The organism is Rhodococcus sp. 114MFTsu3.1 (assembly GCF_000383555.1).
In the GTDB taxonomy this organism is placed as follows: Bacteria; Actinomycetota; Actinomycetes; order Mycobacteriales; family Mycobacteriaceae; genus Rhodococcoides; species Rhodococcoides fascians_E.
Genome location: NZ_KB911556.1, coordinates 135,617 through 161,223, shown reverse-complemented (window position 1 = coordinate 161,223; position 25,607 = coordinate 135,617). Strand labels below are relative to the sequence as shown.

The window sequence follows — 25,607 nt, the reverse complement described above, 5'->3', positions numbered from 1 at the left end:
TCAGACGGCTCCGGACGTGTCGGTCGTGGCCAGTACGGGTTCGGCATCGGCAGGCGCGGGGATCACGTCGGTGACCACCGTGTCCGTTCCGCGTGCGTGGTCCGGGACGCCTACTTGGACGACGGTGGGGTCCGCCTCGGCAGGGGCTGTTGCAACCGGGTGTGCAACAGTCCGGTCCTCGCCGTGGGCTCGTGCGGTCAGTCCTGCGGCGAGCTTTCCTCCGATGGCGGCGAGGCCGAGCCCACGACCGAACTCCAGTACCGACAGTTCCAGCCCGACGGTCTTGCCCACGCGGGCCGCGAACTCGACGGCCATCAGCGAATCGAGCCCGAGCTCGGGCAACGGTGTCTGCACGTCGACTGCCTCGGCGTCGATGCCCATCACCAACGCCAGTTGCTCGGCCAGGATGAACGTCAGCACGTCGGCGCGTTGGTCCTCGGGTAGCGCGAGAATTTCGGCGTGCAGCGCGGTGATGCCCGACCCGCCGGTGCTCGCTGCGGCGATGTGCGCCGCGAAACGCGGAATGGTCACCGACGCCGGATTGGCGATTCCCCACTGCTCCCAGTCGATTCCGACGAGAGCGACGTGCGGAACGTCGAACGTCAGAGCCTCGCGTAGCAGGAGCGTCGCGTCGTCCATGTCGATGTTCTTGAAGCCCAGCATGTCCAGATACCGCACCACTTCCTGTTTGGCCTCGGCCATGCCACCGCCCGCCATCGATCCCCAGCTGACGGTGAACGCCGCCTTTCCGCGCCGGCGCCGAGTCCACGCCAACGCGTCGAGCACCGAGTTGGCGGCCGAGTACGACACCTGCGGCGCACCACCGGTGAGGCTGCTCATCGACGAGAACATGACGAACACCGACGGGTCGGCGCCTGCCTCGTCCAGTGCGCGGTCGAGGTTCACGGCGCCGGTCACCTTGGGCAGGAAGATGCTGCGCAGGGAGTCGTCGGTGATGTCGTTGACGGCGTAGTTGTCGACGAGGCCTGCCGTGTGGAAGACACCCGCGATCGCGACACCGCGTGCGTGTACTCGTTCGATCAGTCCGAGAACCGAGGCGTAGTCGGAGATGTCGAGCAGTTCTTCCCCGACCGTCACGCCCTGCGCGGCGAACTCGGCGAGCGTCTGCTTGGCGCGGGCGGTGGTGGCACCGCTGCGGCCGACGAGCACCAGATCACGTGCGCCCTCGGCGACGAGCCATCTGGCCACGGCGGTTCCGAAGGCTCCGAAGCCGCCGGTGATCACGTACGACGCCGCCGGATCGATGTCGACGGTGGGGATCTGCGGCCGTACGACGGGCGCATCGTCGTCCAGCGACAACACCACACGTCCGGTGTGCGAGGACCGGACGACCGACTCGAAGGCGTCGCCGACTCGGTCCATCGGGAACGTCGTGTACGGCAACGGTGCGTAGTCACCGGCCGACATCTTGTCCAGAACCTCGCGGGTCACCTGCCGGGCCAGGTCGGGTTTGTGCTCGAACATCCGGTCCATGTCGACGGCGTAGAAGGTCAGGTTCCGGTCGAACGGTTTCAGATCCATGACGCCACCGAAGTAGATGTCGGCCTTGCCGATCTCCACGATCCGGGCGAATTCACCTGCCACGTTCAGGTTCTGCGCCATGATCTCGCCGGGGGAGGAGTTGAAGACCACGTCGACACCCCGGCCGTCGGTGAGGGCCATGACCTCGTCCGAATAGTTCAGGGATCTCGACGCCAACACGTCGTCGGCGCCGGCATCCCGTGCGACCGCGCGGCGCTCCTCGGTGCCCGCCGTGGCGATCACGCGGGCTCCCATCAGTTTCGCGACCTGGACGGCGGCGAGCCCCATTCCGCCCGACGCGCCGTGGACGAGCACCGTCTCACCGGGCAGAACGCGTGCAAGGTGCACCAATCCGTATTGTGCGCACAGGAACGGCAGTATCGACGAGCACCAGCCGGTTTCCCAGTCCGACGGAATGGGCATCGTCCCGCCTTCGTCGATGCCGACGGTGACGTACCGACGCATCATGTTTCGAGCGCACACACCCATGTGGTCGCCCGGGGACACCTCGGTGACTCCAGGCCCGACCCGGGTGACGATGCCTGCGCCTTCGAGCCCGAGCGTGGTCCCGAAGTACGTTCCGGCCAGTTCCTTGTCGGTGAGGACGCCCATGACCTTCAGCGGATCCTTGTAGTTCACCCCGACCGCTTCCATCCTGACCTCGATCTCACCTGGACCGGGATCGCGACGAGCATGGGCACGGAAAGTGAGGTCGGACAGCAGTTTCGACGCAGGCACCTCGATTGCGAACGATTGCTCCGGATCGCGCACGACCGTCGGCTGATCGCGAACTGCGAGATGCTCGTCGGCGTTGCTCTTCAGAGTCACCACCCATCGTGACCCTTGCCGGAGAGCGACCTCGTCGACGACGTCGTTCTGGAACGGACCGAACGCGAACGTCTCGGTCGTGATGTCCGACAACGGTGTCGACGGCTCGGTGTCGACGAAACGCCATGCTGCCGGCGACTGTTCGTTGCGCAGCGACCTGCGTGCCCCGACGAGTCCCGCGTGCGCGAGATCGGCGCCCTCGGTGTCGCCCGGCATGCAGAACGCTCGCTCGGTGACGATGACGGCCGACACCGATCCGGGATCCGTCGCAGGACCGGTCTCGTCGCCGTAGATCGCGATGTGCACGGCGCGAGCCGCGACGAGTGCCGAGCCGACGGCGGATGCCGGATCGGTGAACGCCCCCGCGACCGCGACGACGGTGGCCCGGTCGACGCCCGGTGTGGCCAACCCTGCGCGGAGAGCGGCCACGATGTCATCCACCGGCGTCACTGCGGCGTCGAGAACGATCGACGACGGTCGGGATGCGGCGATCGCGTCGGCGCGCGTGCGGGTTGTCTCGGTGGGGTCACCGAGGGTGAGGACGAGGGCGAAATCGCGCGCCGCCTCGTTGCGGATCGCCGCCGAGTCCCGGTTGTCCCGCAACTCCCACACCGGCTCGTAGAACACCTTCGACAGGCGAGCATGCAGCGACTGCGGGGGAGCGATGGGCCGGAACTCGACGTTGCCGAGCGTGACGGCCGCGCGTCCCTCGGAGTCGGTCACGGCGATGTCGGCACGCATGGGCTCCGTGCTGGTCCTCGTGACGACGACGGTCGCGTCGTCCGGAACCGGCCCGTATCGCCTGACCGTTCCCACCGAGAACGGGACGACGGCCCCCGACGGCCCAGTGGCCAGCGTCGCGACGCACTGCAGCGCGGTGTCCAGGACGGCGGGATGCACGAGGTGGCCCGAGCCTGCGTGGCGCCCGGCGTCGATGGAGGCGACGACGGTGTCCTTGCCGATGCGCGCGGACCTGATTCCCTGGAATGCCGGCCCGTACCGCAGCCCCGCCGACGCAAGCAGCGGATACAGCACGTCGCCGGTGATCTCGGTAGCGGTCTCCTCGATCTCCGACGCCACGAACGGAGCGTCGAAGTGCCCTTCGACGAGCCGCCCGGTTGCGTTGATCGTCCACGCCGAGTCGGTCGCCGACCTGGACCGAATGACGAAGCGCCTGGTGCTGTTCTCGACGGCCACTTCGAGCACGGGCACGTCGTGCTTGTCGACGACGAGTGGCGCGACGAACTCGACGTGTTCGAGGCCGACTTCCTGACGCCCGGACCGGACTGCGGCGGCGCTCATCGCCGCGTCGAGGTAGGCGGTACCCGGGAGAAGCACGAGTCCGTCGACGACGTGGTCCTGTAGCCACGGCAGTTGCGACACGGCGAGTTCCGCGTGCCATTCCGACGACAGTGCCGAGGTCCGGTCACCGAGCATCGGATACAGAGTGTCGGTTCCCATCCGGTCCGCGACGGTCTTCTCGTCCTCGTGCCAGACGCGCGACTTCTGCCACGGGTAGGCGGGAAGCGGCACGTGCGGCGACGGTTCGGTCCTGCCGCCGACGAACGAGCCGGCCGCGTACAGCGCGGACACCGCCGTGATCATCGACTCGGCGTCGCTCTGCTTGCGAACGAGCGTGCCGATGGACGTGCCGGGATCACCGGTGCGGATCAGGATCTCGCGGATGTTGCCGGACAGGACTGGATGCGGACCGACCTCGAGGAACACCCGGTGGCCCCGACCGATCAACGCAGTTACTGTGTCGGCGAACCGCACCGGCTTGCGCACGTTGTCCACCCAGTACCCGGCGTCCCAGCTCGCGTCGGTGACCTCGCCGGCAGTGACGGTGGAGAACAGCGTCAGGTCGGGTTGCCGCGGGTCGATCGACGCCAGGCTGCCGGCGACGTCGTCGAGAATCGGATCCATCAGATGACTGTGGTACGGCACCTCGACCTGCAGACGTTTGGCGAAGAACCCTCCCTCGGTGAGGCTTTCGGCCAACTCGGTCAGGTGCTCGGCGTCACCGGCCAACGTCACCGCGGTAGGACTGTTGATCGCTGCGATCGACACGTGCTCCACCATGTCCTTGCCTGCTTCGGCGAGGTAGGCCAACGCGTCGGCCTCGGACAGGCCGACCGCCAACATCGACCCCGTCCCTGCGGTCGTCGCCTGCAGCCTGGCGCGATGGCAGCTGACCAGCAACGCGTCGTGCAGGCTGAGGGCACCGCTGACGTATGCCGCACTCACCTCGCCCACGCTGTGCCCGACGACCGTCTCCGGTTCGATACCCGACGCTCTCAGCTCCGCGACCAGAGACACCTGGACGAGGAAGTTGGCGGGCTGCGCTACCTCGGTGTTGGTCACCCGTGAGTGTTCCTCGTCGCGGCTCAGCTCCTCGATGATCGACCACCCCGCGATCTCGATGAACGCGTCGTCGACGATGCTCGCCGTGCGCGCGAACTCTCCGCCTGCCAGCAGTAGTTCACGAGCCATGCCCCACCACTGCGGACCCATACCGCTGAACACGAAGACCGGCGCGCGTCCGCCGGCATCCACGACGTGGGACGTCTGCCCGGTCCCGGACGCGACGTCCCGAAGCTTCGTCGTCAGATCCTGCGCGTCGGTGTAGTGCACCGAGGTGCGGACGGGATGGTGGGCACGCCTGGTCCAGGCAGCCGCGGTGAACGCCTCGAGCGCGTCGTCGGAGCCGTCGCGTCGGTCCAGAGCGTCGGCGAGGGAGGCCGCGACGGCACGGACTGCGGCATCGGTGCGCGCCGAGAGCGGAAAGATCCGGACCGGGCGAGACGCGGTCCGGGTCGATGGGGCGGCCGACGGGGCGGCGGGAGCGGCGTCCATCAGCACGTGAGCATTGGTCCCGCCGTAGCCGAAACCGTTGATCGCGACGATGCGGCGGTCGTACTCCTCGGGAAACGGCTCGGCCTCGGTGGGGATACGAATTGCCAGTTCGTCGAACGGAATTGCCGGATTCAGTGTGTCCAGCCACGCTTGAGGAACGATGGTGCCGTGGTGCAGGGACAGTGCACTCTTGATGAGACCGGCGATGCCCGCTGCGGCCTCCGTGTGCCCGATCGACGCCTTGACGGACCCGACGACCAGTGGCGTCGTCCGACCGGGAACCGACCCGTACGCACCACCGAGTGCTTCGATCTCGAGCGGATCACCGACGGACGTGCCGGTTCCGTGCGCCTCGACGTATCCGACCTGTGCTGGGTCGATGCCTGCTTCGGCGCAGACCCGCTCGGCCAGTGCCCGCTGGGACACGGGATTGGGGACGGGAATGGCGATGGTGCGACCGTCCTGGTTGACGCCCGATCCCCGAATGACCGAGTAGATTCGGTCGCCGTCGGCGATCGCGTCGGCGAGCGGGCGGAGCAGCACCATGCCCGCGCCCTCGCCGCGGCCGTAACCGTCCGCGGCGGCGTCGAACGATTTGGAACGGCCGTCGAACGCGAGGAATCTGCCCTTGCACATCGAAATGAACGTTTCCGGCCTGATCATCGTGTTGGCGCCGCCGACGAGAGCCATCGTGCATTCACCACGGTCGAGCGCGCGCACGGCCTCGTGCACCGCGACCAGCGACGACGAACACGCGGTGTCGATCGTCATCGACGGTCCCACCAGATCCAGCGCGTAGGAAATACGGTTGGACAACAGCGTGTGCGACGAACTGGTCGCGCTGTGTGCATTGATGAAGGCTCTGCCCATCTGCGAACCCCGCAGTCCCGCAGAGTCGTTGGTGAAACCGCCGACGTACACACCGATCGATTCACCCGACACCCGTCCGGCATGGCCGGCGTCGTCGAGAGCCTCCCACGCGACCTCGAGCAGCAACCGTTGCTGCGGATCGGTGACCGCAGCCTCACGCGGAGAGATGCCGAAGAACTCCGGATCGAAATCCCACAGCGACTGCGTCAGAAAACCGCCCTTGCGCGTGTACATGCGGCCTGGAGCATCCGGATCGGGGTCGTAGAACCTGTCCGCATTCCACCTGTCCGCAGGAATGTCCACGATGCCGTCGCCCTTGGAGACCATGAAGTCCCAGAAACTCTGCCCATCGTGAACTCCGCCCGGGAACCTGCAACCGATACCGACAATCGCAATCTCGACCATGATTCTCCCCCGATACAGTGTCGACCAGACCATGGACGGCTCCCGAGAGCGCACGGACAACACCCGCACCCCCGAACAGACGCCCCCCGAAACGCCGTCGAGCACGGAGAACGCCGTCGATGTGCGGTCCGATCTCCGTGCTGGGTGAAATATAAGCAGACTCCACCGACAACCGCCATAGGGAAATCAATTGCGAGCGCGCGGTCTTCGCTGTCTCAATGACCGATGACAAGGTCCAGTTTTCAACAGTGTGTCCCGAACCCCGGTCGGGAGTGTTCTACGGTCGCGAACGACGAAAACTTGTGATGGTGAGCATTTTTCGATAACTGGGCGCGGAACCATCTGTCGTTCAGTGGATTTCCAGCTTTCCCCTCCGCGTGCCCCGGCGCCCTGGTTTTCCGGACCGAACGTGGCGTTCGGTCACTTGGAGTGACTGAACGGCACGTTCGGTCACTCCGAGGGTGCACATGTGCCGCGTGATCGAGCGGGGAGTGTCGGTCGGATGGTGTGCATGTGTCGGCGGCAGGTGGCCGGGTCGGCATTTCCGACGAGTCCGACTCGTGCCCCCGGGGGAGCGAACGTGGCGTTCGGTCACTTGGAGTGACCGAACGTCACGTTCGGTCAGGCGTCGGCGGGCGGGGCTGGGCGGGGGGCGGGCGAGGGTGTGAACGGACCGATCGGGATGGTTGTGAAACGGGCAGTGGGTGCGAAAGTCGACGGTTGTTCCTCTTGACGCCGGGGCGCGCAGGGGTCACTCTTGTCCTGACGAAGGCACCCCGAAGCGATCGTGGAAGACGATTGCTCGACCGCGACACGCCGTGTTCGAAGGCGACGCCGGTTCTTGGCTCGGGTGCTACTTTTGATGCCCCTGTTGCGCCCTGCGCACATTTGGGGTACCTTTGGACGTTGCGCTGGCTGCCTCCTGTCCACCTCTCGATTGCCGTGTCTGCGAAGTGTTACTTCGAAGAGATTGCAGTGGGGATTCGGTCTGGTTGTGACCAGCGAATTCGCCCCACATTGAAGCAAGCAGATACAGCGGCGGTCGCACTGCACGAGCGGCCCGCGTGAGGTGCTGGAAGGACGCATCTTGGCAGTCTCTAGCCAGACCAAGGCAGTTGTCGGAACACCGGGAGCCCCGAGGAGGGTTTCGTTCGCGAACATTCGCGAACCGTTGGAGGTACCCGGTCTCCTCGATGTACAGACGGACTCTTTCGAATGGCTGGTAGGCGCGCAGAGTTGGCGTGACCGTGCCGCCGCGCGCGGGGACAGCAATGTCTCCGGTGGTCTCGAAGACATCCTCACCGAACTTTCTCCGATCGAGGATTTCTCGGGTTCGATGTCTCTTTCCTTCTCCGACCCACGGTTCGACGAGGTCAAGGCCTCGCAGGACGAGTGCAAGGACAAGGACATGACGTACGCGGCTCCGCTGTTCGTCACTGCCGAGTTCATCAACAACAACACCGGCGAGATCAAGAGCCAGACGGTGTTCATGGGTGATTTCCCCATGATGACCGACAAGGGCACCTTCATCATCAACGGAACCGAGCGCGTCGTCGTCTCGCAGCTCGTCCGTTCGCCCGGCGTCTACTTCGATCACTCGATCGACAAGACGACGGAGAAGGACCTGCACAGCGTCAAGGTCATTCCTGGCCGCGGTGCATGGCTCGAGTTCGACGTCGACAAGCGCGACACGGTCGGTGTTCGTATCGACCGCAAGCGTCGCCAGCCCGTCACGGTGCTGCTGAAGGCTCTCGGCTGGTCCACCGAGCAGATCACGGAGCGCTTCGGCTTCTCCGAGATCCTCATGGCGACGCTCGAGAAGGACAACACCGCCGGTACCGACGAGGCTCTCCTCGACATCTACCGCAAGTTGCGTCCGGGCGAGCCGCCCACGAAGGAGTCGGCGCAGACTCTGCTGGAGAACTTGTTCTTCAAGGACAAGCGCTACGACCTCGCTCGCGTGGGCCGCTACAAGATCAACAAGAAGCTGGGCCTGAACTCGGGCCAGCCGATCGTTGCGTCGACCCTCACCGAGGAAGACATCGTCGCCACCATCGAGTACCTGGTGCGTCTGCACGCAGGTGACACCTCGATGACGGCGCCGGACGGCGTCGAGGTTCCCGTCGAGGTCGACGACATCGACCACTTCGGCAACCGTCGTCTCCGTACCGTCGGCGAGCTGATCCAGAACCAGATCCGCGTGGGCCTGTCCCGCATGGAGCGCGTCGTTCGTGAACGTATGACCACTCAGGACGTCGAGGCGATCACGCCGCAGACCCTGATCAACATTCGTCCCGTCGTCGCCGCGATCAAGGAGTTCTTCGGAACCTCCCAGCTGTCGCAGTTCATGGACCAGAACAACCCGCTGTCGGGTCTGACGCACAAGCGTCGTCTGTCGGCCCTCGGCCCCGGTGGTCTCTCGCGAGAGCGCGCAGGCCTCGAGGTTCGTGACGTTCACCCGTCGCACTACGGCCGTATGTGCCCCATCGAGACCCCTGAAGGCCCGAACATCGGCCTGATCGGTTCGCTGTCGGTGTACGCACGGGTCAACCCGTTCGGTTTCATCGAGACGCCGTACCGCAAGGTCGTCGACGGACAGGTCACCGACGAGGTCGACTACCTGACCGCGGACGAAGAGGATCGCCACACGCTCGCGCAGGCCAACTCGCCTGTCGATGCAGGCGGCCACTTCACCGAGGACAAGATTCTGGTCCGTCGTAAGGGTGGAGAGGTCGAGTTCGTCTCGTCCTCGGACATCGACTACATGGACGTGTCGCCTCGTCAGATGGTGTCGGTCGCGACCGCGATGATTCCGTTCCTCGAGCACGACGACGCCAACCGTGCCCTGATGGGCGCGAACATGCAGCGTCAGGCTGTTCCGCTGGTGCGGAGCGAGTCGCCGATCGTCGGAACGGGCATGGAACTGCGTGCTGCCGTCGACGCCGGTGACGTCGTCATCACCGAGAAGACCGGTGTCGTCGAAGAGGTCTCCGCGGACTACGTCACGGTCATGGCCGACGACGGAAGCCGCAAGACCTACCGCATGCGTAAGTTCGCGCGCTCCAACCAGGGCACGTGCGCCAACCAGCGTCCGATCGTGGACGAGGGTCAGCGCGTCGAGTCCGGTCAGGTCCTCGCCGACGGCCCGTGCACCGAGAACGGTGAGATGGCGCTCGGCAAGAACCTGCTGCTCGCGATCATGCCGTGGGAAGGCCACAACTACGAGGACGCGATCATCCTGTCGCAGCGCCTCGTGGAAGAGGACGTCCTCACCTCGATCCACATCGAGGAGCACGAGATCGATGCCCGCGACACCAAGCTCGGTGCCGAGGAGATCACTCGCGACATCCCCAACGTCTCCGACGAGGTCCTCGCCGACCTCGACGAGCGCGGCATCATCCGTATCGGTGCCGAGGTTCGTGACGGTGACGTCCTCGTCGGAAAGGTCACGCCGAAGGGCGAGACCGAGCTGACCCCGGAAGAGCGCCTGCTGCGCGCGATCTTCGGTGAGAAGGCGCGCGAGGTTCGCGACACGTCGCTCAAGGTTCCTCACGGCGAGAGCGGAAAGGTCATCGGCATTCGCGTGTTCTCACGCGAGGACGACGACGATCTGCCTCCCGGCGTCAACGAGCTCGTTCGCGTGTACGTCGCGCAGAAGCGCAAGATCCAGGACGGCGACAAGCTCGCCGGCCGCCACGGAAACAAGGGCGTCATCGGCAAGATCCTCCCGCAGGAGGACATGCCGTTCCTGCCCGACGGCACCCCGATCGACATCATCCTGAACACCCACGGTGTTCCGCGTCGTATGAACATCGGTCAGGTTCTCGAGACGCACCTGGGATGGATCGGGAAGACCGGATGGAACGTCCAGGTCGCCACCGACGGCACGAAGCCCGATTGGGCCGAGCGTCTGCCGGAGGAGATGCTGGCTGCTCCTGCCGACAGCAACATCGCCACCCCGGTGTTCGACGGCGCCAAGGAGCATCAGCTCGCTGGTCTGCTCGAGAGCACCATCCCCAACCGTGACGGCGTACAGATGGTCGGACCGGACGGAAAGGCCACGTTGTTCGACGGTCGTTCCGGCGAGCCGTTCCCGTACCCGGTGTCGGTGGGCTACATGTACATCATCAAGCTGCACCACTTGGTCGACGACAAGATCCACGCTCGTTCGACCGGGCCGTACTCGATGATCACGCAGCAGCCCCTCGGTGGTAAGGCTCAGTTCGGTGGTCAGCGCTTCGGTGAGATGGAGTGCTGGGCAATGCAGGCGTACGGCGCTGCCTACACGCTGCAGGAGCTCCTCACCATCAAGTCGGACGACGTCGTCGGCCGCGTGAAGGTGTACGAGGCCATCGTCAAGGGCGAGAACATCCCGGAGCCCGGTATTCCCGAGTCCTTCAAGGTGCTCCTCAAGGAGCTCCAGTCGCTGTGCCTCAACGTGGAGGTGCTGTCCTCGGACGGCGCAGCCATCACGATGGCCGACGGTGACGACGAGGACCTCGAGCGTGCCGCAGCCAACCTGGGAATCAACCTCTCCCGCAACGAAGCTGCCACCGTCGACGACCTCGCGCAGTAGATTTCTCGGTCCCGTGGGCCTCACCGCACTGCCGACACGCAGCAGGTGGGCCCACGGGGCGATCGACTTGATCTGATTCGCACAGCACAACACCCATCACGGGGAAAGGAAGTTACGTGCTCGACGTCAACTTCTTCGATGAACTCCGCATCGGTCTCGCGACCGCGGAGGACATCCGCAATTGGTCCTACGGCGAGGTCAAGAAGCCGGAGACCATCAACTACCGCACGCTCAAGCCCGAGAAGGACGGCCTCTTCTGCGAGAAGATCTTCGGCCCCACCCGGGACTGGGAGTGCTACTGCGGCAAGTACAAGCGCGTCCGCTTCAAGGGCATCATCTGTGAGCGCTGCGGCGTCGAGGTCACTCGCGCCAAGGTGCGTCGTGAGCGCATGGGCCACATCGAACTGGCCGCTCCGGTCACCCACATCTGGTACTTCAAGGGTGTTCCGTCACGCCTCGGTTACCTGCTCGACCTGGCACCGAAGGATCTCGAGAAGATCATCTACTTCGCTGCCTACGTCATCACCACGGTCGACGACGAGCTCCGCCACAACGAGCTCTCGACGCTCGAGGCCGAGATGGAGGTCGAGAAGAAGGCTGTCGCCGATCAGCGTGACGCCGACCTCGAGGCACGCGCTCAGAAGCTCGAAGCCGACATCGCCGAGCTCGAGGCGGAGGGCGCCAAGTCCGACGTCCGTCGCAAGGTCAAGGACGGCGGCGAGCGCGAGATGCGTCAGCTCCGTGACCGCGCGCAGCGTGAGCTGGATCGTCTCGAGGAGATCTGGAACACCTTCACCAAGCTGGCTCCGAAGCAGCTGATCGTCGACGAGCTCATCTACCGCGAGCTCATCGACCGGTACGGCGAGTACTTCACCGGTGCCATGGGTGCCGAGTCGATCCAGAAGCTCATGCAGAACTTCGACGTCGACGCCGAGGCCGAGAACCTGCGCGAGACCATCCGCAGCGGCAAGGGCCAGAAGAAGTTGCGCGCTCTGAAGCGTCTGAAGGTCGTCGCCGCGTTCCAGGCCGGCCGCAACTCGCCGATGGGCATGGTTCTCGACGCCGTCCCGGTCATCCCGCCGGAGCTTCGTCCGATGGTGCAGCTCGACGGTGGACGTTTCGCGACGTCCGACCTCAACGACCTGTACCGCCGTGTCATCAACCGCAACAACCGACTCAAGCGACTGATCGACCTCGGTGCTCCCGAGATCATCGTCAACAACGAGAAGCGGATGCTGCAGGAGTCGGTCGACGCCCTGTTCGACAACGGCCGTCGTGGACGTCCGGTCACCGGACCGGGTAACCGTCCGCTGAAGTCGCTGTCCGATCTGCTCAAGGGCAAGCAGGGTCGTTTCCGCCAGAACCTCCTCGGTAAGCGTGTCGACTACTCGGGCCGTTCGGTCATCGTCGTCGGCCCGCAGCTGAAGCTGCACCAGTGTGGTCTGCCGAAGCTCATGGCTCTCGAGCTGTTCAAGCCGTTCGTGATGAAGCGTCTGGTGGATCTCAACCACGCGCAGAACATCAAGTCGGCCAAGCGCATGGTCGAGCGTCAGCGTCCGCAGGTGTGGGACGTTCTCGAAGAGGTCATCGGCGAGCACCCCGTGCTGCTGAACCGTGCACCTACCCTGCACCGGTTGGGCATCCAGGCGTTCGAGCCGCAGCTCGTCGAGGGCAAGGCCATCCAGCTCCACCCGCTCGTGTGTGAGGCGTTCAACGCCGACTTCGACGGTGACCAGATGGCTGTCCACCTTCCGCTGTCGGCCGAGGCTCAGGCCGAGGCACGCATCCTGATGCTGTCCTCGAACAACATCCTCTCGCCGGCCTCGGGCCGTCCGCTCGCCATGCCGCGTCTGGACATGGTGACGGGTCTGTACCACCTCACGCGTCTCGACGCGGGTGCCGTGGGCGAGCGCGTCGATGCCAAGACCGACGAGCCGGAGTTCGGTGCGTACTCGTCGCCTGCCGAGGCTCAGATGGCAGTGGACCGTGGCGCTCTTCGGGTGCAGTCGCAGATCAAGGTTCGTCTGACGAACCAGCGTCCGCCGCTGGACCTCGAGGCCGAGCTGTTCCCGAACGGCTGGAACCGCGGCGATGCATGGACCGCGGAAACCACTCTGGGACGCGTCATCTTCAACGAGCTGCTCCCGGCGGACTACCCGTTCGTCAACGAGCAGATGCCGAAGAAGCGTCAGTCGACCATCATCAACGATCTCGCCGAGCGTTACCCGATGATCGTCGTCGCACAGACTGTCGACAAGCTGAAGGACGCAGGCTTCTACTGGGCCACGCGTTCGGGTGTCACCATCTCGATCTCCGACGTCCTCGTGCCGCCGGAGAAGCCGCAGATCATGGAGACCTTCGAGGCTCAGGCCGATCAGATCGAGAAGAAGTACCAGCGTGGCGCACTCGACAAGGTCGAGCGCAACTCTGCGTTGGTCAAGATCTGGCAGGACGCGACCGAGCAGGTCGGTAAGGCCATGGAGGCGCACTTCCCCGACGACAACCCCATCCCGATGATCGTGAAGTCCGGCGCAGCCGGAAACATGACTCAGGTGCGGTCGCTCGCCGGCATGAAGGGTCTGGTGACCAACCCGAAGGGTGAGTTCATCCCGCGTCCGATCAAGTCTTCCTTCAAGGAAGGCCTGACGGTCCTCGAGTACTTCATCAACACGCACGGTGCTCGTAAGGGTCTGGCCGACACGGCGCTTCGTACCGCCGACTCGGGTTACCTGACGCGTCGTCTCGTCGACGTGTCGCAGGACGTCATCGTTCGCGAGGTCGACTGTGGCACCGAGCGCGGAATCGTCACGACCATCGCCGAGAAGCTCGCCGACGGCACGATGATCCGCGACGCACACGTGGAGACCAGCACACGTGCTCGCACGCTGGCCACGGATGCGGTCGACGAGAACGGCAACATCATCGTCGCTCGTGGACACGACGTCGGCGATCCTGCCATCGATGCTCTGATCGAGGCCGGCATCACCGAGGTCAAGGTCCGTTCGGTGCTCACCTGCACCACCGGCACCGGCGTCTGCGCTACCTGCTACGGCCGTTCGATGGCCACCGGCAAGCTCGTCGACATCGGTGAGGCCGTCGGTATCGTCGCCGCACAGTCGATCGGTGAGCCCGGTACCCAGCTGACCATGCGTACCTTCCACCAGGGTGGTGTCGCCGGAGATGACATCACCGGTGGTCTGCCTCGTGTGACGGAGCTGTTCGAGGCACGTGTGCCGAAGGGCAAGGCTCCTATCGCGGACGTGTCGGGACGCATCCAGCTCGAGGACGGCGATCGTTTCTACAAGATCACCATCATCCCGGACGACGGCGGCGAAGAGGTTGTCTACGACAAGCTCTCCAAGCGTCAGCGTCTGCGCGTCTTCAAGCACGACGACGGCACCGAGCGCCTTCTGGCGGACGGTGACCACGTCGAGGTCGGCCAGCAGCTCATGGAAGGTGCTGCCGATCCGCACGAGGTGCTGCGCGTGATGGGTCCTCGCCAGGTCCAGATTCACTTGGTGAACGAGGTCCAGGAGGTCTACCGCAGTCAGGGCGTGTCGATCCACGACAAGCACGTCGAGACGATCGTGCGCCAGATGCTCCGTCGCGTGACGATCATCGACTCCGGCTCCACCGAATTCCTGCCCGGTTCTCTGACCGAGCGCAGCGAGTTCGAGGCGTCGAACCGTCGTGTCGTCGCCGAGGGTGGCGAGCCCGCAGCCGGACGTCCGGTTCTGATGGGTATCACCAAGGCGTCGCTGGCCACCGACTCGTGGCTGTCGGCAGCGTCCTTCCAGGAGACCACTCGTGTGCTCACCGATGCGGCTATCAACACCCGCAGCGACAAGCTCATCGGTCTCAAGGAGAACGTCATCATCGGTAAGCTCATCCCGGCTGGTACCGGCATCAACCGGTACCGGAACATTCAGGTGCAGCCCACCGAGGAGGCACGCGCTGCGGCATACGCAGTGCCGTCGTACGACGATCAGTACTACAGCCCGGACGGCTTCGGCCAGAACACCGGCGCCGCAGTGCCGCTCGACGACTACGGTTTCTCCAACGAATACCGCTAGGACTCACAGCAAGAGCCCCGCATCCGATTGGGTGCGGGGCTTTTGCGTGTTCCCAGCCGAGTTCCCAGCCGAGTTCTCAGCCGTGGTGGCAGACGGCTTCGAGATCGATGCCATTGAGATCGCGTACGAACGAACCGTAGTAGGTCGCGTGGTACTCCGGCTGCAACCCGGGAGCCCTGAGTTCGGTGGCACCGGCCGCGAGTGCGGCCACGTGAAACGCGTCGACCGTCGCCCGGTCCGGTGCACTGAAGGCCATGTGTGTGTGCGGACCGATCCGTGAGCCTGGTGCGTCGACGATCCAGAAGAACGGTTTCACCGCGGCCCAACCGAACGCGATCATCGCGAGCTGATCGGGTCCGACCGGCACTCGCATGATCTCGGTGATGCCCAACGGTTCGAGGGCTGCACTGTAGAACTCCGCGCTGGCCGCGAGATCGTGGACGCCGAAGTTCAAGTGGTCGATCTGGGATCCTGTGCGATCGAGTGATGTCATGAGTCCAGAATGCACGGTATTGCGGACACCGACAGTCCGCGTTCATCGAAATGTCGGACGCCCGACAAGTCCAGTTCGTGCCCACGAGAGAGCCTCGGAGGATGGGGCAACGAGACGTGAACATCGGACGGGACATCTCTCTGCGAGGAGGGGCGACGAGGCGACAGTTTCTGACGTGGAGTGCGCTGGTCGGGGCGTTGGCGTTCGCTCCGGAACTGAACCCCGCCACGGCGAGTGCGCAGTCGGGAACGCCCAGCAGCTATCCGTTCCGCCTCGGGGTCGCGTCCGGTGATCCTCTGCCGGATTCGGTGGTGCTGTGGACGAGACTCGCCACGGATCCGTTCGCGCCTGCCGGTGGTATGACGCCGGGTGTGGTGCCGGTGCAGTGGCAGATCGCGGCCGACGAACGCTTCACCCGGGTGACGGCGCAGGGCGTCGAACTCGCGACGGAGTTCGACGGGTGGTCCGTCCACGTGGATGTGCGTGGCCTCGAGCCTGCACGCGAGTACTTCTACCGGTTCCTGGTCGGCCCGCACGCCAGTGCGGTCGGTAGGACGAAGACTGCGCCGGCCGCCGGGCAGCCGCTGAGCAGGCTCGATTTCGGGTGGGCGTCGTGCCAGAAGTGGGAGGACGGGTACTTCGGTGCCTACGCGGATCTGGCGGCGTCGAACCTCGACGTCGTGTTCTTCCTCGGGGATTACATCTACGAGTACGCGGTCAAGGACGAGGGTGCCCGGGCCGGTCGACCGAGGCCGGAGTCCGCGAGCCGAGAAACCATGCAGCTCAGCGACTATCGTGACCGGTACGCGATGTACAAGGCCGACGAGAACTTGGCGGCAGCGCATGCGTCGGCGCCGTTCGTGTCGGCGTTCGACGATCACGAAGTGGACAACAACTGGGCTTCGCAGATCAGTCAGGACGACGACGATCCGGTGCTGTTCCTGAACAGGAGGGCCGATGCGTTCAAGGCATGGTGGGAGAACACTCCGGTGCGTGCCAATCTGAAGCCGCAGGGCCCGGACATGAAGGTCTACCGCCGTCTGAGTTTCGGTGACCTCGTGGACTTCTCGGTGCTGGACACGAGGCAGTACCGCAGCGACCAGGCCAACGGAGACAAGGAACACGCGCAGAACGCGGAGACGGCCGATCCGTCGCGCACCATCACCGGCGCCGAGCAGGAGAAGTGGATTCTCGACGGTTTCGCGTCGCCGTCGAAGTGGAATTTCCTTGCGCACCAAACGGTCATCTCGGATCTAGCACAGGGCTTGGACGGCGATCGCAAGGTCGGAATGGATCCGTGGAGCGGATACGAGGCGTCCCGTCATCGGATTCTCGACGGCGCACGGGAGCGCGGGACGACGAATGTCGCGTCGATCGTCGGCGACATCCATCGCACGATCGTGTCGGAACTCCGGCGGGACTACCAGGATCAGGCGTCTCCGGTGGTGGGTGTCGAGATCGCGACGACGTCGATCGCGTCGGGCAAGGACGGCGCCGACGTGGACACGACGGGTGCGGCGATCGCGAACGGCTCGCCCCACGTGAAGTACGGCAATGCGCGTCGCGGTTACCTGCGGTCGACGCTCACTCCGGGTGAATGGCGTTCGGAGGTAAGGGTTCTCGACGCGGTGTCGACGCCGGGGGCGTCCGTCCGGACGGCGACGACGGTCACCGTTCCGGACGGTCGCCCGGAGATCCAACTGGGTTGAGCGGCACGGGCGGCGGAGCCGCTCTACCGCCCGTCGGCGATGATCCGGGCGATGTTGCGCTCGGCCAACGCCGTGATGGTCAGCGAAGGGTTGGCGGCGCCCGTGCTGCCCGGGATGAGGGCGCCGTCGACGACGTACACGCCGTCGTGTCCCTTGACGCGGCCGTAGGAGTCGGTGACGTCGCCGATGACTGCGCCGCCGAGGGGGTGGGCGGTGAAGGTGTCGTCGACATCGCGGGTGAACGGCTCGGCGGAGACGACGGTGCCGCCTGCTTCGGCCATCCGGTTCTGTACTGCGCGTAGTGCTTCCACGGTGTCTCGGCTGCCGCCCTTGGGCCAGGACAGAGACATCGAGTCGGTGGCCGAGTTGTAACTGAAGTTGGCGCGCAGCGGGTCGATCGTCATCCCGAGGGATCCGATGAACCCGAGATCCCACGGGACTCCGGGCACGTACCAGTTCTCGACGGTCAGGGGTAGGCCGGAATCGTCGACGATGCGTGACGCGCACGGCGCGGCCTGGGGGACTCCGGCCGCGGGGCCGAGAGATCGGGTCATGGAGGCGTCGCCGTTGGTCCCCCACCCGCGTCCGACGAATTCGTTGAGGTTGCCCAGTGCGCCGGTGGCCTGTGCGCGCAGCAACAGTTCGGTGGTGCCGATGGATCCGGCGCCGAGTACCAGCTTGTCGCATGTCAGGGTGCGCGTTTCGAGTACGTTGCCCTCGGGATCGACTCGGCGTACCTCGACGCGGTATCGGCCACCGGATTCGGTGCCGATGGACGCGACCTCGTGGCTGTGAGCGACGAGTGCATTGCCGGTGGCTTCGGCCTGCGGGATGTAGTTCTGGGTGAGGTCGTGCTTGGCGCCGTTGGAGTTGCCGAACGTGCTGGCGCCGACGGTTGCCGACGGGCGGGATCGGCCGGCGATCTCGTCGCGGACGACGTTCCAGTTCCAGTTGCCGTCGACGGCCTCGGGAGTGAAGCCTGCTCGTCGGGCATGGTCGTCCCATGTGCGCGAGTGCGCGAAGTTGGGACTGCCCAGGATGTCGGCAGGGATCGGCGACGGCAGCAGCATCGACCGGGCTTTCGGGTACCAGGTGCCTGCCATCTCGTCGTAGGACAGGCGTCCACCGAAGGACATGTCGAAGAATCGGCGATCCGGTGCGATGGTGACGCCGGTGTAGACGACGGAACCTCCGCCGACTGCGGCGGCGCGCCAGACCGACAGGTTCTCGAAGCGAGTGGTGTCGAGGACACCACCGAAGTGATCGACGGGCCCGACGGGTAGTCCGGTGATGTTGGTGAACGAGCTCTGACGCCACAGGCCGCGTCCGTCGGCGGTCATGTCGGAGGTGAAGATGTCCCGCCACGGGTCTCGCGGCCACCGCAGGCCACGTTCGAGGACGGTGACCTTGGTGCCGGACTGGGCGAGGCGCAGCGCCGCAGCACTGGCGCCGAAGCCGGATCCGATCACGATGACGGGGGAGTGGTCCGGTGGGCGAGGGGGGTCGGCGAAGAGTTCGGGAACGAGGCCACGGATGGACCCGACCCCGATGGGAATGGCACCGGCTCGACCTGCCGAGGCGAGCGGCGGTACTGCCAATCCGGCGATTCCAGCTGCCGCCAGTTGCAGCAGTTGACGTCGCTTCACGTGTGTAGCCCCCTGCAGTTCTTGAACCCTGTTCGTCCCGACCACCGGCCATTGTTCCTCATTCGGACACCGAAAAGCGACCGGATGTCCGTGACCTTGGGATATTTCCAGATCGGCCGTGCCGGGGGCCTCAATACTGTGGCAGCTGCTGGACGGCCCACTTGTTTCCGTCGGGGTCCGCGAAGAACACGAACTTGCCCCAGCCCATGTCGACGACGGGGTCGATGTCGAGTCCGGCGTCGATGAGGTGTGCTCGAGCTTCCTCCGCGTCGGCGACGACCACCTGGAGTCCTTCGACGCTGCCGGGGGCGGCGTCGGTGATGCCGCGTCCGACGGCGATGGAGCAGGCGGATCCCGGGGGAGTCAGCTGCACGAACCTGATGTCCTCGGTGGGACTCGAGTCGTGATCGGCGTTGAATCCGATCTTCACGTAGAAGTCCTTCGCGCGGTCGACGTCGGAGACGGGAATGATGACGAGTTCGAGTTTGATGTCCATGCCGATCATTCTGAACCCGATCGCGGACAGAAACGGTCCTCTTCGGTGACTGAAATCCCGTACGAAATATGCCCGACGCGATACTGGTTGGTGTGAGTGTGCGCGTCTCCGTTCTCGATCGTTCTCGAACCCGTCTGGGGTCGCCGGACGCTGCTGCGCTGACGGCGACGATCGAACGTGCTGTCCACGCGGAGCAGCTCGGCTTCCACCGATTCTGGGTCGCCGAGCACCACGGTGTCCCCGGTATCGCGAGCGGAGCTCCTCCGGTGTTGCTCGCGGCGATCGGAGCCAGGACGTCGACCATTCGACTCGGGTCGGGCGGGGTGATGTTGCCCAACCATCAGCCGTTCGTCGTGGCCGAGCAGTTCGCCGTGCTCGAAGCGTTGTATCCGGGTCGTGTCGACGCCGGGGTCGGGCGGTCGTTGGGATTCACCGGTCCCGTGCGCGAGGCCCTTCGTACGAGCGCTGCGGATACGTTCGAGGACGATCTGGGCGAGCTACGGCGATATCTCGACGGGTCGGGTCCGGTGACGGTACGGCCGGCGACCGCGTCGCCTCCGGTGTTCGTGCTCGCGACGGGGCAGGGGTTGGCGATCGCGGCTCGCGCGGGGTTACCGGTGGTGGTGGGTGGACCGATACTGAAGGGCGACGCGTCGGCGATCGAGGTGTACCGACGTCGCTTCCGGCCGACCGAGTCCAATCCCGAACCGTCAGTGGTTGTTTCGCTGGACATCACCATCGCCGACAGTGCCGAGCGGGCGCGTGAACTGGTGCTGCCCGAGGCATGGGCCATGGCGCAGTCCCGGCGGACCGGAGAATTCCCACCGTTGATGTCGCCGTCGGACATCGATGTGGATTCGGCGCCGCCACGGACGCGAGAGCGCGTCGAGCGGTCCATCGCGTCAGGTGTCCACGGAACTCCGGACGAGGTTGCGTCCCAGCTGGACAAGCTGATCGACCGGACGGGCGCCGACGAGATCCTCGCGTCGACGTCGACGTACGACAGGGATGCACTGTGGCAGGCCGACGCGGCGCTGATCCACCTGGTGCGTTCGCTGTCCCGCTAGGTCTTTCTGTGCTGCGGCGGCGCACAGCCGATGCGCGCTACTGTGGAGAACACGGCATAACGGACTCGCCTCGGACGTCCGCGACACAGGGAGGTTCCCCATGGCTGGCAAGAAGATCGATCGCGTTCATGCGCAGACGGCACTCGAGACGGTTCGCGAGAACCCGGGCATCGCCCTGATCGCCGCAGCTCCGGCGCTCATGGTGTTTGCCGTGGTGTGGTGGCTGGCAGGCTTCGGCACTGCGCTGCTGTTGCTGATCGCTCTCGGCGTCGTCGGGTTCGTGGCCGCCAAGCTCAAGAGCTGACGCGCGCTAGCGGGGTACGTGGTAGCGGGTCAGTAGCCCGGTGCCACGTCCGATCTCGGCCCACGACGTGTCGAATGTCAGAACGGCGATCGCCGACGTCGGGAACTTCCTGCCGATCTCGATGGCGGCTTCCGAACCATCGGCTTCGGCCAATTCCAGTGCAGTGAACGGTATTCCAGGCGCATGCCCGACGACGAGGAGTGTGTGCACCGCGTCGTCGGTCAGCGCGATCTCGTCGATGATCTCGTCCGGTGATGCGCCGTAGATACGCTCCTCGAAGGTCACGGGGGCCTCGATTGCCGTCGCGACGAGGGTCTCGCGGGTGCGGGTGGCCGTCGAGCACAGAACTGCGTCGACCGTGCCGACGTCCGAGACGATCCACTGACCACCGAGCGCCGCTTCACGCTGTCCACGCTCGGCGAGCGGGCGATCGTGGTCGGGAACACCGTCGGGGTAGCCGGACTTGCCGTGTCGCATCAGGACGAGGGTGCGCGTCATGGATACCACCGTATCGGGACACACGCAGTGAAGCGGACCTGCTACCTTGAACGCCGTTCAAGTTTGCATCACGAGGAGTGGTCATGTCAGGTTCCGAAGGCGTACAGGAGTCACCGGTGGCGGGTTCGAGGTTTCACGTCTCCGCGAGAGACATGGCGCAGGTCGCCGTGTTCGCCGCGCTCATCGCAGCTCTCGGACTCGCCGGGGCCATCACGGTCGGCTTCAGTGGTGTTCCGATCACGCTGCAGACCCTCGGTGTCATCCTGGCGGGCGCCGTTCTCGGACCACGCAAAGGCGTCATCGCGGTCGCGGTGTTCATCGCGTTGACCCTGATCGGGCTGCCGCTGCTCTCGGGCGGCCGTACCGGGCTCACCGCGCTGGCGGGGCCGAGCGCCGGCTACCTCGTCGGCTGGATCCCTGCCGTCTTCGTGATCGGGTTGCTGACCGTACGGATCCTGCCGAAGTACCCCGTCGTGCTCGGACTGCTCGCCAACGCGATCGGCGGCATCGTCGTGGTCTACATCTTCGGAACCATCGGTTTGCTGCTGCGCACGGACCTGAGTGTGTGGGCCGCGGTCTCCACCAACTTCGCCTTCGTTCCCGGCGACCTCGTCAAGGTCGTCATCGCCACCGTCGTCGCGAAGAGTGTTCACCGGGCGTACCCGGGCATCGTCCACACGTGAAGTTGCCGCATTCCGCGGACGCTCTTGCGATCGACTGGGCAGGCACCCGGCTGACCTACGCGCAGTTCGACGCCGCGGTCGAAGCCTGGCCCGCACCTCCGCTTCACGAACACTCGGCACACGACGCGTCGGAACTCGCTGTTCCCGATGCGTTGATCTGCGTGTTCGCGGCAGCCAGGCAGGGCCGAGCGGTGCACGTCGAGGACCCTGCAGCCAGGCCCGATCGACAGTCCGTGCCTGCGGACGCCTGGTTGCTGATCGGCACGTCCGGGTCGACGGGTAGGCCTCGGCCGCTTGCTCGCACCGTGCGGTCCTGGACGGACAGCTTCGACGAGTTCACATCCGTCACCGGAATCGTCGAGTCCGACCGGGTGCTCGTCACCGGTCCGTTGCACGCGACCATGCACTTGTTCGCCGCCGTCCACGCCCTGTGGGTCGGTGCGTGCGTCACCGACGATCCGCGTGGCGCGACGGTCGCTCACGCAGTGCCCGCGGTCCTCCGAACTCTCGTCGAGACCGCCCCGGAACTGCGCCTCGCAGTCGTAGCAGGCACGACTTTCGATTCCGGGGCAGCCGAGGGCTGGAGTGGAGCCGGCAGGAACGACCGATTCGATCGACGACATCTCCGTGTGGTCGAGTACTACGGGGCGGCCGAACTGTCGCTCGTCGCTACCCGCGTGGTCCCGGAGCCGCTGCGGTTGCTTCCAGGTGTGGACGCGGAGATCCGCGACGGCCTGCTGTACGTCAGGTCGCCGTACCGCGTTCTCGGTGCCGACGAATGGGTCGGCGTCGGGGACCTGGCCGATCTCGGGTCGGACGGCGAACTCGTCGTTCACGGCCGAGGGGACGCCGCCGTCGACGTCGGTGGCACGACGGTCATCGCCGAGGACGTCGAAAGACTGCTCGACGCGATCGACGGAGTGCGCGCGTCGGCGGTCGTCGGGACACCACATACGGTCCTCGGGGCGACGGTGACTGCCGTCCTCGAACTGGACGACCCGGTCGTCCTCGATTCCGTCAAGGCCCGTGCTCGCGCCGCACTCCAGAAGGAAGCAGTCCCGAGGCGATGGGTTGTCGTCGACCGTCTACCTCGCACCGGCAGCGGAAAGATCGCCCGCGCCCGAGTGAGAGACTCGTTGCCATGAGTCGGTCTGCGTACAAGGCTGCTGCGCCGGTCCTCGTTGCCCCACGTCGAACACCGATCGGCAACGCCGGCCACGGATTCTCCCGGCTGACCACGACGGATCTCGCGGCACCGGTCCTCACCGCCGTGCTCGATACGCTGCGCGACGCCGGGGCACCGGACCAGGTGGACGACGTCGTCCTCGGCAACTGCCTCGGCCCCGGCGGCGACCCGGCGCGAATCGCATCCCTGGCCGCCGGGCTCGGCGTCGACGTGCCCGGCGTGACCGTGGACCGGCAGTGCGGTTCCGGCCTCGACGCGGTCGCACTCGCCGCCGCCCGAATCCGCAGCGGCGAGGACGACCTGATCCTGGCCGGCGGCGTCGAATCCGCCAGCACCGCACCGTGGAGACTCTGGCCGGAGACGCGCGAGCGCTACACCCGTGCCCCGTTTGCTCCTCCCGGTTTCCCCGACCCCGACATGGGAGTCGCGGCGGACGATCTCGCCAGGATTCGAGGGATCAGCCGAGAACGTCAGGACGCCTATGCGGCACGTTCGCATGCGCTGGCCGCGCAGACGGAGTTCTCGTCCGAGATCGTTCCGATAGCAGGCGTCGACCGCGATCAACGAATTCGATCGAACATGACCGAGGCCAGGTTGAGCCGACTCCGTCCGGCATTCACGCCGGACGGCACCGCGACCGCGGGCAACTCGTGCGGAATCTCCGACGGCGCAGCCGTTCTCGCCGTGGCGACGCAGGCGGGTGCACACGGCTTACCAGCGCTGCGTGTTCTCGGATCCGCGGTGGCGGGGTCGGATCCGTCGCTGCCCGGTCTCGGCCCGGTTCCCGCCATCGAGAAAGTGTTGCGCCGTAGCGGAGTTGCGCTGTCCGATGTCGGGGTCGTCGAGATCACCGAGGCGTTCGCATCCGTCGTACTCGCAGTCGCCGACGAACTGGACATCGACGAGGATCTGCTGTGCCCGCAGGGCGGTGCCATTGCGATGGGGCACCCGTGGGGTGCGTCGGGCGCAATCCTGCTCGTGCGGTTGGCGACTCGGATGTTCGCGTCGGACGGGCCGGAACTGGGATTGGCCGCGTGCGCCATCGGCGGCGGCCAGGGAGTAGCAATGATCGTGGAGCGTGTGCAATGAGCGAGATCGTGTTCGAGCAGGTTCGTCACGCCTTCGGTGAGCGAGAAGTGTTGCGGGGCGTCGATCTCACCATCACCGAGCGCCGTGTGGGCATCATCGGGTCCAACGGATCCGGCAAGTCGACGCTGGCGCGGACGATCAACGGGTTGCTCGCGCCGACGTCCGGGACAGTGACCGTCGACGGCATCGACGCAGCGAAGAAGGGCGCCCAGGTCCGTAAGAAGGTGGGGTTCGTCTTCACCGACCCGGACACGCAGATCGTCATGCCCACGGTCGCGGAGGATCTCGCGTTCTCGCTCCGCAGATCGGGACTGAGCAAGCCCGAGATCGCCGAGCGAGTCCAGGACATACTGACGAGGTTCCGCCTCGACGGACACGCCGAGCACCCCGCGCATCTACTGTCCGGCGGTCAGAAACAGCTCCTGGCAATCGGAGCCGTCCTGATCCGCAGGCCGGAGGTCGTCGTCGCCGACGAGCCGACCACTCTGCTCGATCTCCGCAACGCCCGAGTCGTCGCCGACGCGTTGGACTCCATCGATCAGCAGGTCATCGTCGTCACTCACCAGCTCGCTCTTCTCGAGTCGTTCGAGCGCGTCATCGTCGTCGACGACGGTGTTGTTGCGTTCGACGGCACCCCCGACGCGGCGGTTCCGGCATATCGGGAGTTGGTCCTGTGATCGGGCTGTACCGGCCGGGGAACTCTCTGCTGCATCGGTTGCCTGCGGGTACCAAGCTGCTGCTCCTGCTGGCGTCGATCATCCTCGCCACGATCTTCGCGCGCACCCCCGTGGACGTCGGGGTGATCGCACTCGTCGTGGCCGGGTTGTTCGGCGTGGCACGTATTCCGCTGAAACTTGCTACGGCGCAGCTACGTCCCGTGCTGTGGATGGTGCTGATCATCGGTGTCTTCCAGGTGATCATCACCGACTGGAAACGCGCGGTGGTGGTGTGCGGAGTGCTCGTGATCTCCGTTGCCCTCGCCGCACTCGTCACGTTGACGACCCGAGTGACGGACATGCTGGACACCGTCACTCGCGCGCTCGGGCCACTTCGGCGGTTCGGTGTCGACCCCGACCGCATCGGTCTGATGCTCGCCCTCGCCATCAGGTGCATCCCGGTGCTGGCCACCATCGTGCACGAGGTGTCCGAGGCGCGCAAAGCGCGCGGATTGCAGTGGTCCATGACTGCACTCGCCACGCCCGTCCTGGTTCGCGCACTCCGCACCGCCGACGCGATGGGCGATGCCCTCGTCGCTCGTGGCGTCGACGATTAGCGGGGCGATCAGC

At 65.7% G+C, this 25,607-nt stretch carries 15 protein-coding genes; 10 read left to right on the top strand and 5 right to left on the bottom strand.

Annotation, left to right across the window (positions count from 1 at the left end; genetic code table 11):
- Positions 1–6,501, bottom strand: a complete 6,501-nt coding sequence (locus H292_RS0121365; RefSeq protein ID WP_020112669.1) for a type I polyketide synthase — start codon at positions 6,499–6,501, stop codon at positions 1–3.
- A gap of 1,069 nt (positions 6,502–7,570) precedes the next feature.
- Between H292_RS0121365 and rpoB the strand changes: the two genes are divergently transcribed.
- Entirely contained in the window at positions 7,571–11,077 is a 3,507-nt protein-coding gene (rpoB, locus tag H292_RS0121355) for a DNA-directed RNA polymerase subunit beta (RefSeq protein ID WP_019665536.1), read from the top strand.
- A gap of 116 nt (positions 11,078–11,193) precedes the next feature.
- Entirely contained in the window at positions 11,194–15,150 is a 3,957-nt protein-coding gene (locus H292_RS0121350; RefSeq protein WP_019665535.1) for a DNA-directed RNA polymerase subunit beta', read from the top strand.
- 76 nt (positions 15,151–15,226) lie between these two features.
- Here H292_RS0121350 and H292_RS0121345 read toward each other — a convergent pair whose 3' ends face one another.
- A complete protein-coding gene (locus H292_RS0121345) occupies positions 15,227–15,643 on the bottom strand; it encodes a VOC family protein (protein WP_019665534.1) in 417 nt (138 codons plus the stop codon).
- Between the two features lie 101 nt (positions 15,644–15,744).
- Between H292_RS0121345 and H292_RS0121340 the strand changes: the two genes are divergently transcribed.
- Positions 15,745–17,352, top strand: a complete 1,608-nt coding sequence (locus H292_RS0121340) for an alkaline phosphatase D family protein (RefSeq protein ID WP_020112667.1) — start codon at positions 15,745–15,747, stop codon at positions 17,350–17,352.
- A gap of 23 nt (positions 17,353–17,375) precedes the next feature.
- On the opposite strand, the gene H292_RS0121335 is transcribed toward H292_RS0121340, so the two are convergent.
- Both H292_RS0121335 and H292_RS0121330 read right to left on the bottom strand, forming a co-directional pair.
- Positions 17,376–18,998: a GMC oxidoreductase gene (locus tag H292_RS0121335; RefSeq protein WP_019665532.1), complete on the bottom strand. Its 1,623-nt coding sequence runs from the start codon at positions 18,996–18,998 to the stop codon at positions 17,376–17,378.
- A 130-nt stretch (positions 18,999–19,128) separates the two neighbouring features.
- Complete coding sequence (locus tag H292_RS0121330) at positions 19,129–19,494, bottom strand: VOC family protein (RefSeq protein WP_026347865.1); 366 nt, start codon at positions 19,492–19,494, stop codon at positions 19,129–19,131.
- Between the two features lie 98 nt (positions 19,495–19,592).
- Here H292_RS0121330 and H292_RS0121325 point away from each other — a divergent pair, with 98 nt between their 5' ends.
- Together H292_RS0121325 and H292_RS0121320 are read left to right on the top strand one after the other, a co-directional pair.
- The gene (locus H292_RS0121325) at positions 19,593–20,561 is read left to right on the top strand and encodes an MsnO8 family LLM class oxidoreductase (protein WP_026347864.1); all 969 of its coding nucleotides are present in this window, start codon (positions 19,593–19,595) and stop codon (positions 20,559–20,561) included.
- 100 nt (positions 20,562–20,661) lie between these two features.
- The gene (locus H292_RS0121320; RefSeq protein WP_019665529.1) at positions 20,662–20,865 is read left to right on the top strand and encodes a hypothetical protein; all 204 of its coding nucleotides are present in this window, start codon (positions 20,662–20,664) and stop codon (positions 20,863–20,865) included.
- A 6-nt stretch (positions 20,866–20,871) separates the two neighbouring features.
- Here the strand turns inward: H292_RS0121320 and H292_RS0121315 are convergent, their stop codons facing one another.
- Complete coding sequence (locus H292_RS0121315) at positions 20,872–21,363, bottom strand: SixA phosphatase family protein (RefSeq protein WP_019665528.1); 492 nt, start codon at positions 21,361–21,363, stop codon at positions 20,872–20,874.
- 152 nt (positions 21,364–21,515) lie between these two features.
- Here H292_RS0121315 and H292_RS0121310 point away from each other — a divergent pair, with 152 nt between their 5' ends.
- Genes H292_RS0121310 through H292_RS0121290 form a run of 5 tightly spaced genes read left to right on the top strand, consistent with a single transcriptional unit; the run spans position 21,516 to position 25,594 of the window.
- The gene (locus H292_RS0121310; protein WP_019665527.1) at positions 21,516–22,046 is read left to right on the top strand and encodes a biotin transporter BioY; all 531 of its coding nucleotides are present in this window, start codon (positions 21,516–21,518) and stop codon (positions 22,044–22,046) included.
- A complete protein-coding gene (locus tag H292_RS0121305; protein WP_019665526.1) occupies positions 22,043–23,191 on the top strand; it encodes an AMP-binding protein in 1,149 nt (382 codons plus the stop codon). The genes H292_RS0121310 and H292_RS0121305 overlap by 4 nt, the downstream gene beginning before the upstream one ends.
- Positions 23,188–24,321 carry a thiolase family protein gene (locus H292_RS0121300; protein ID WP_019665525.1) on the top strand — a complete coding sequence of 378 codons (1,134 nt, stop codon included), beginning with the start codon at positions 23,188–23,190 and terminating at the stop codon, positions 24,319–24,321. Before H292_RS0121305 ends, H292_RS0121300 begins: the two co-directional genes overlap by 4 nt.
- Complete coding sequence (locus tag H292_RS0121295) at positions 24,318–24,998, top strand: energy-coupling factor ABC transporter ATP-binding protein (protein WP_019665524.1); 681 nt, start codon at positions 24,318–24,320, stop codon at positions 24,996–24,998. Before H292_RS0121300 ends, H292_RS0121295 begins: the two co-directional genes overlap by 4 nt.
- Positions 24,995–25,594 carry an energy-coupling factor transporter transmembrane component T family protein gene (locus H292_RS0121290; protein WP_019665523.1) on the top strand — a complete coding sequence of 200 codons (600 nt, stop codon included), beginning with the start codon at positions 24,995–24,997 and terminating at the stop codon, positions 25,592–25,594. Before H292_RS0121295 ends, H292_RS0121290 begins: the two co-directional genes overlap by 4 nt.
- The last annotated feature ends 13 nt before the right edge of the window (positions 25,595–25,607 follow it).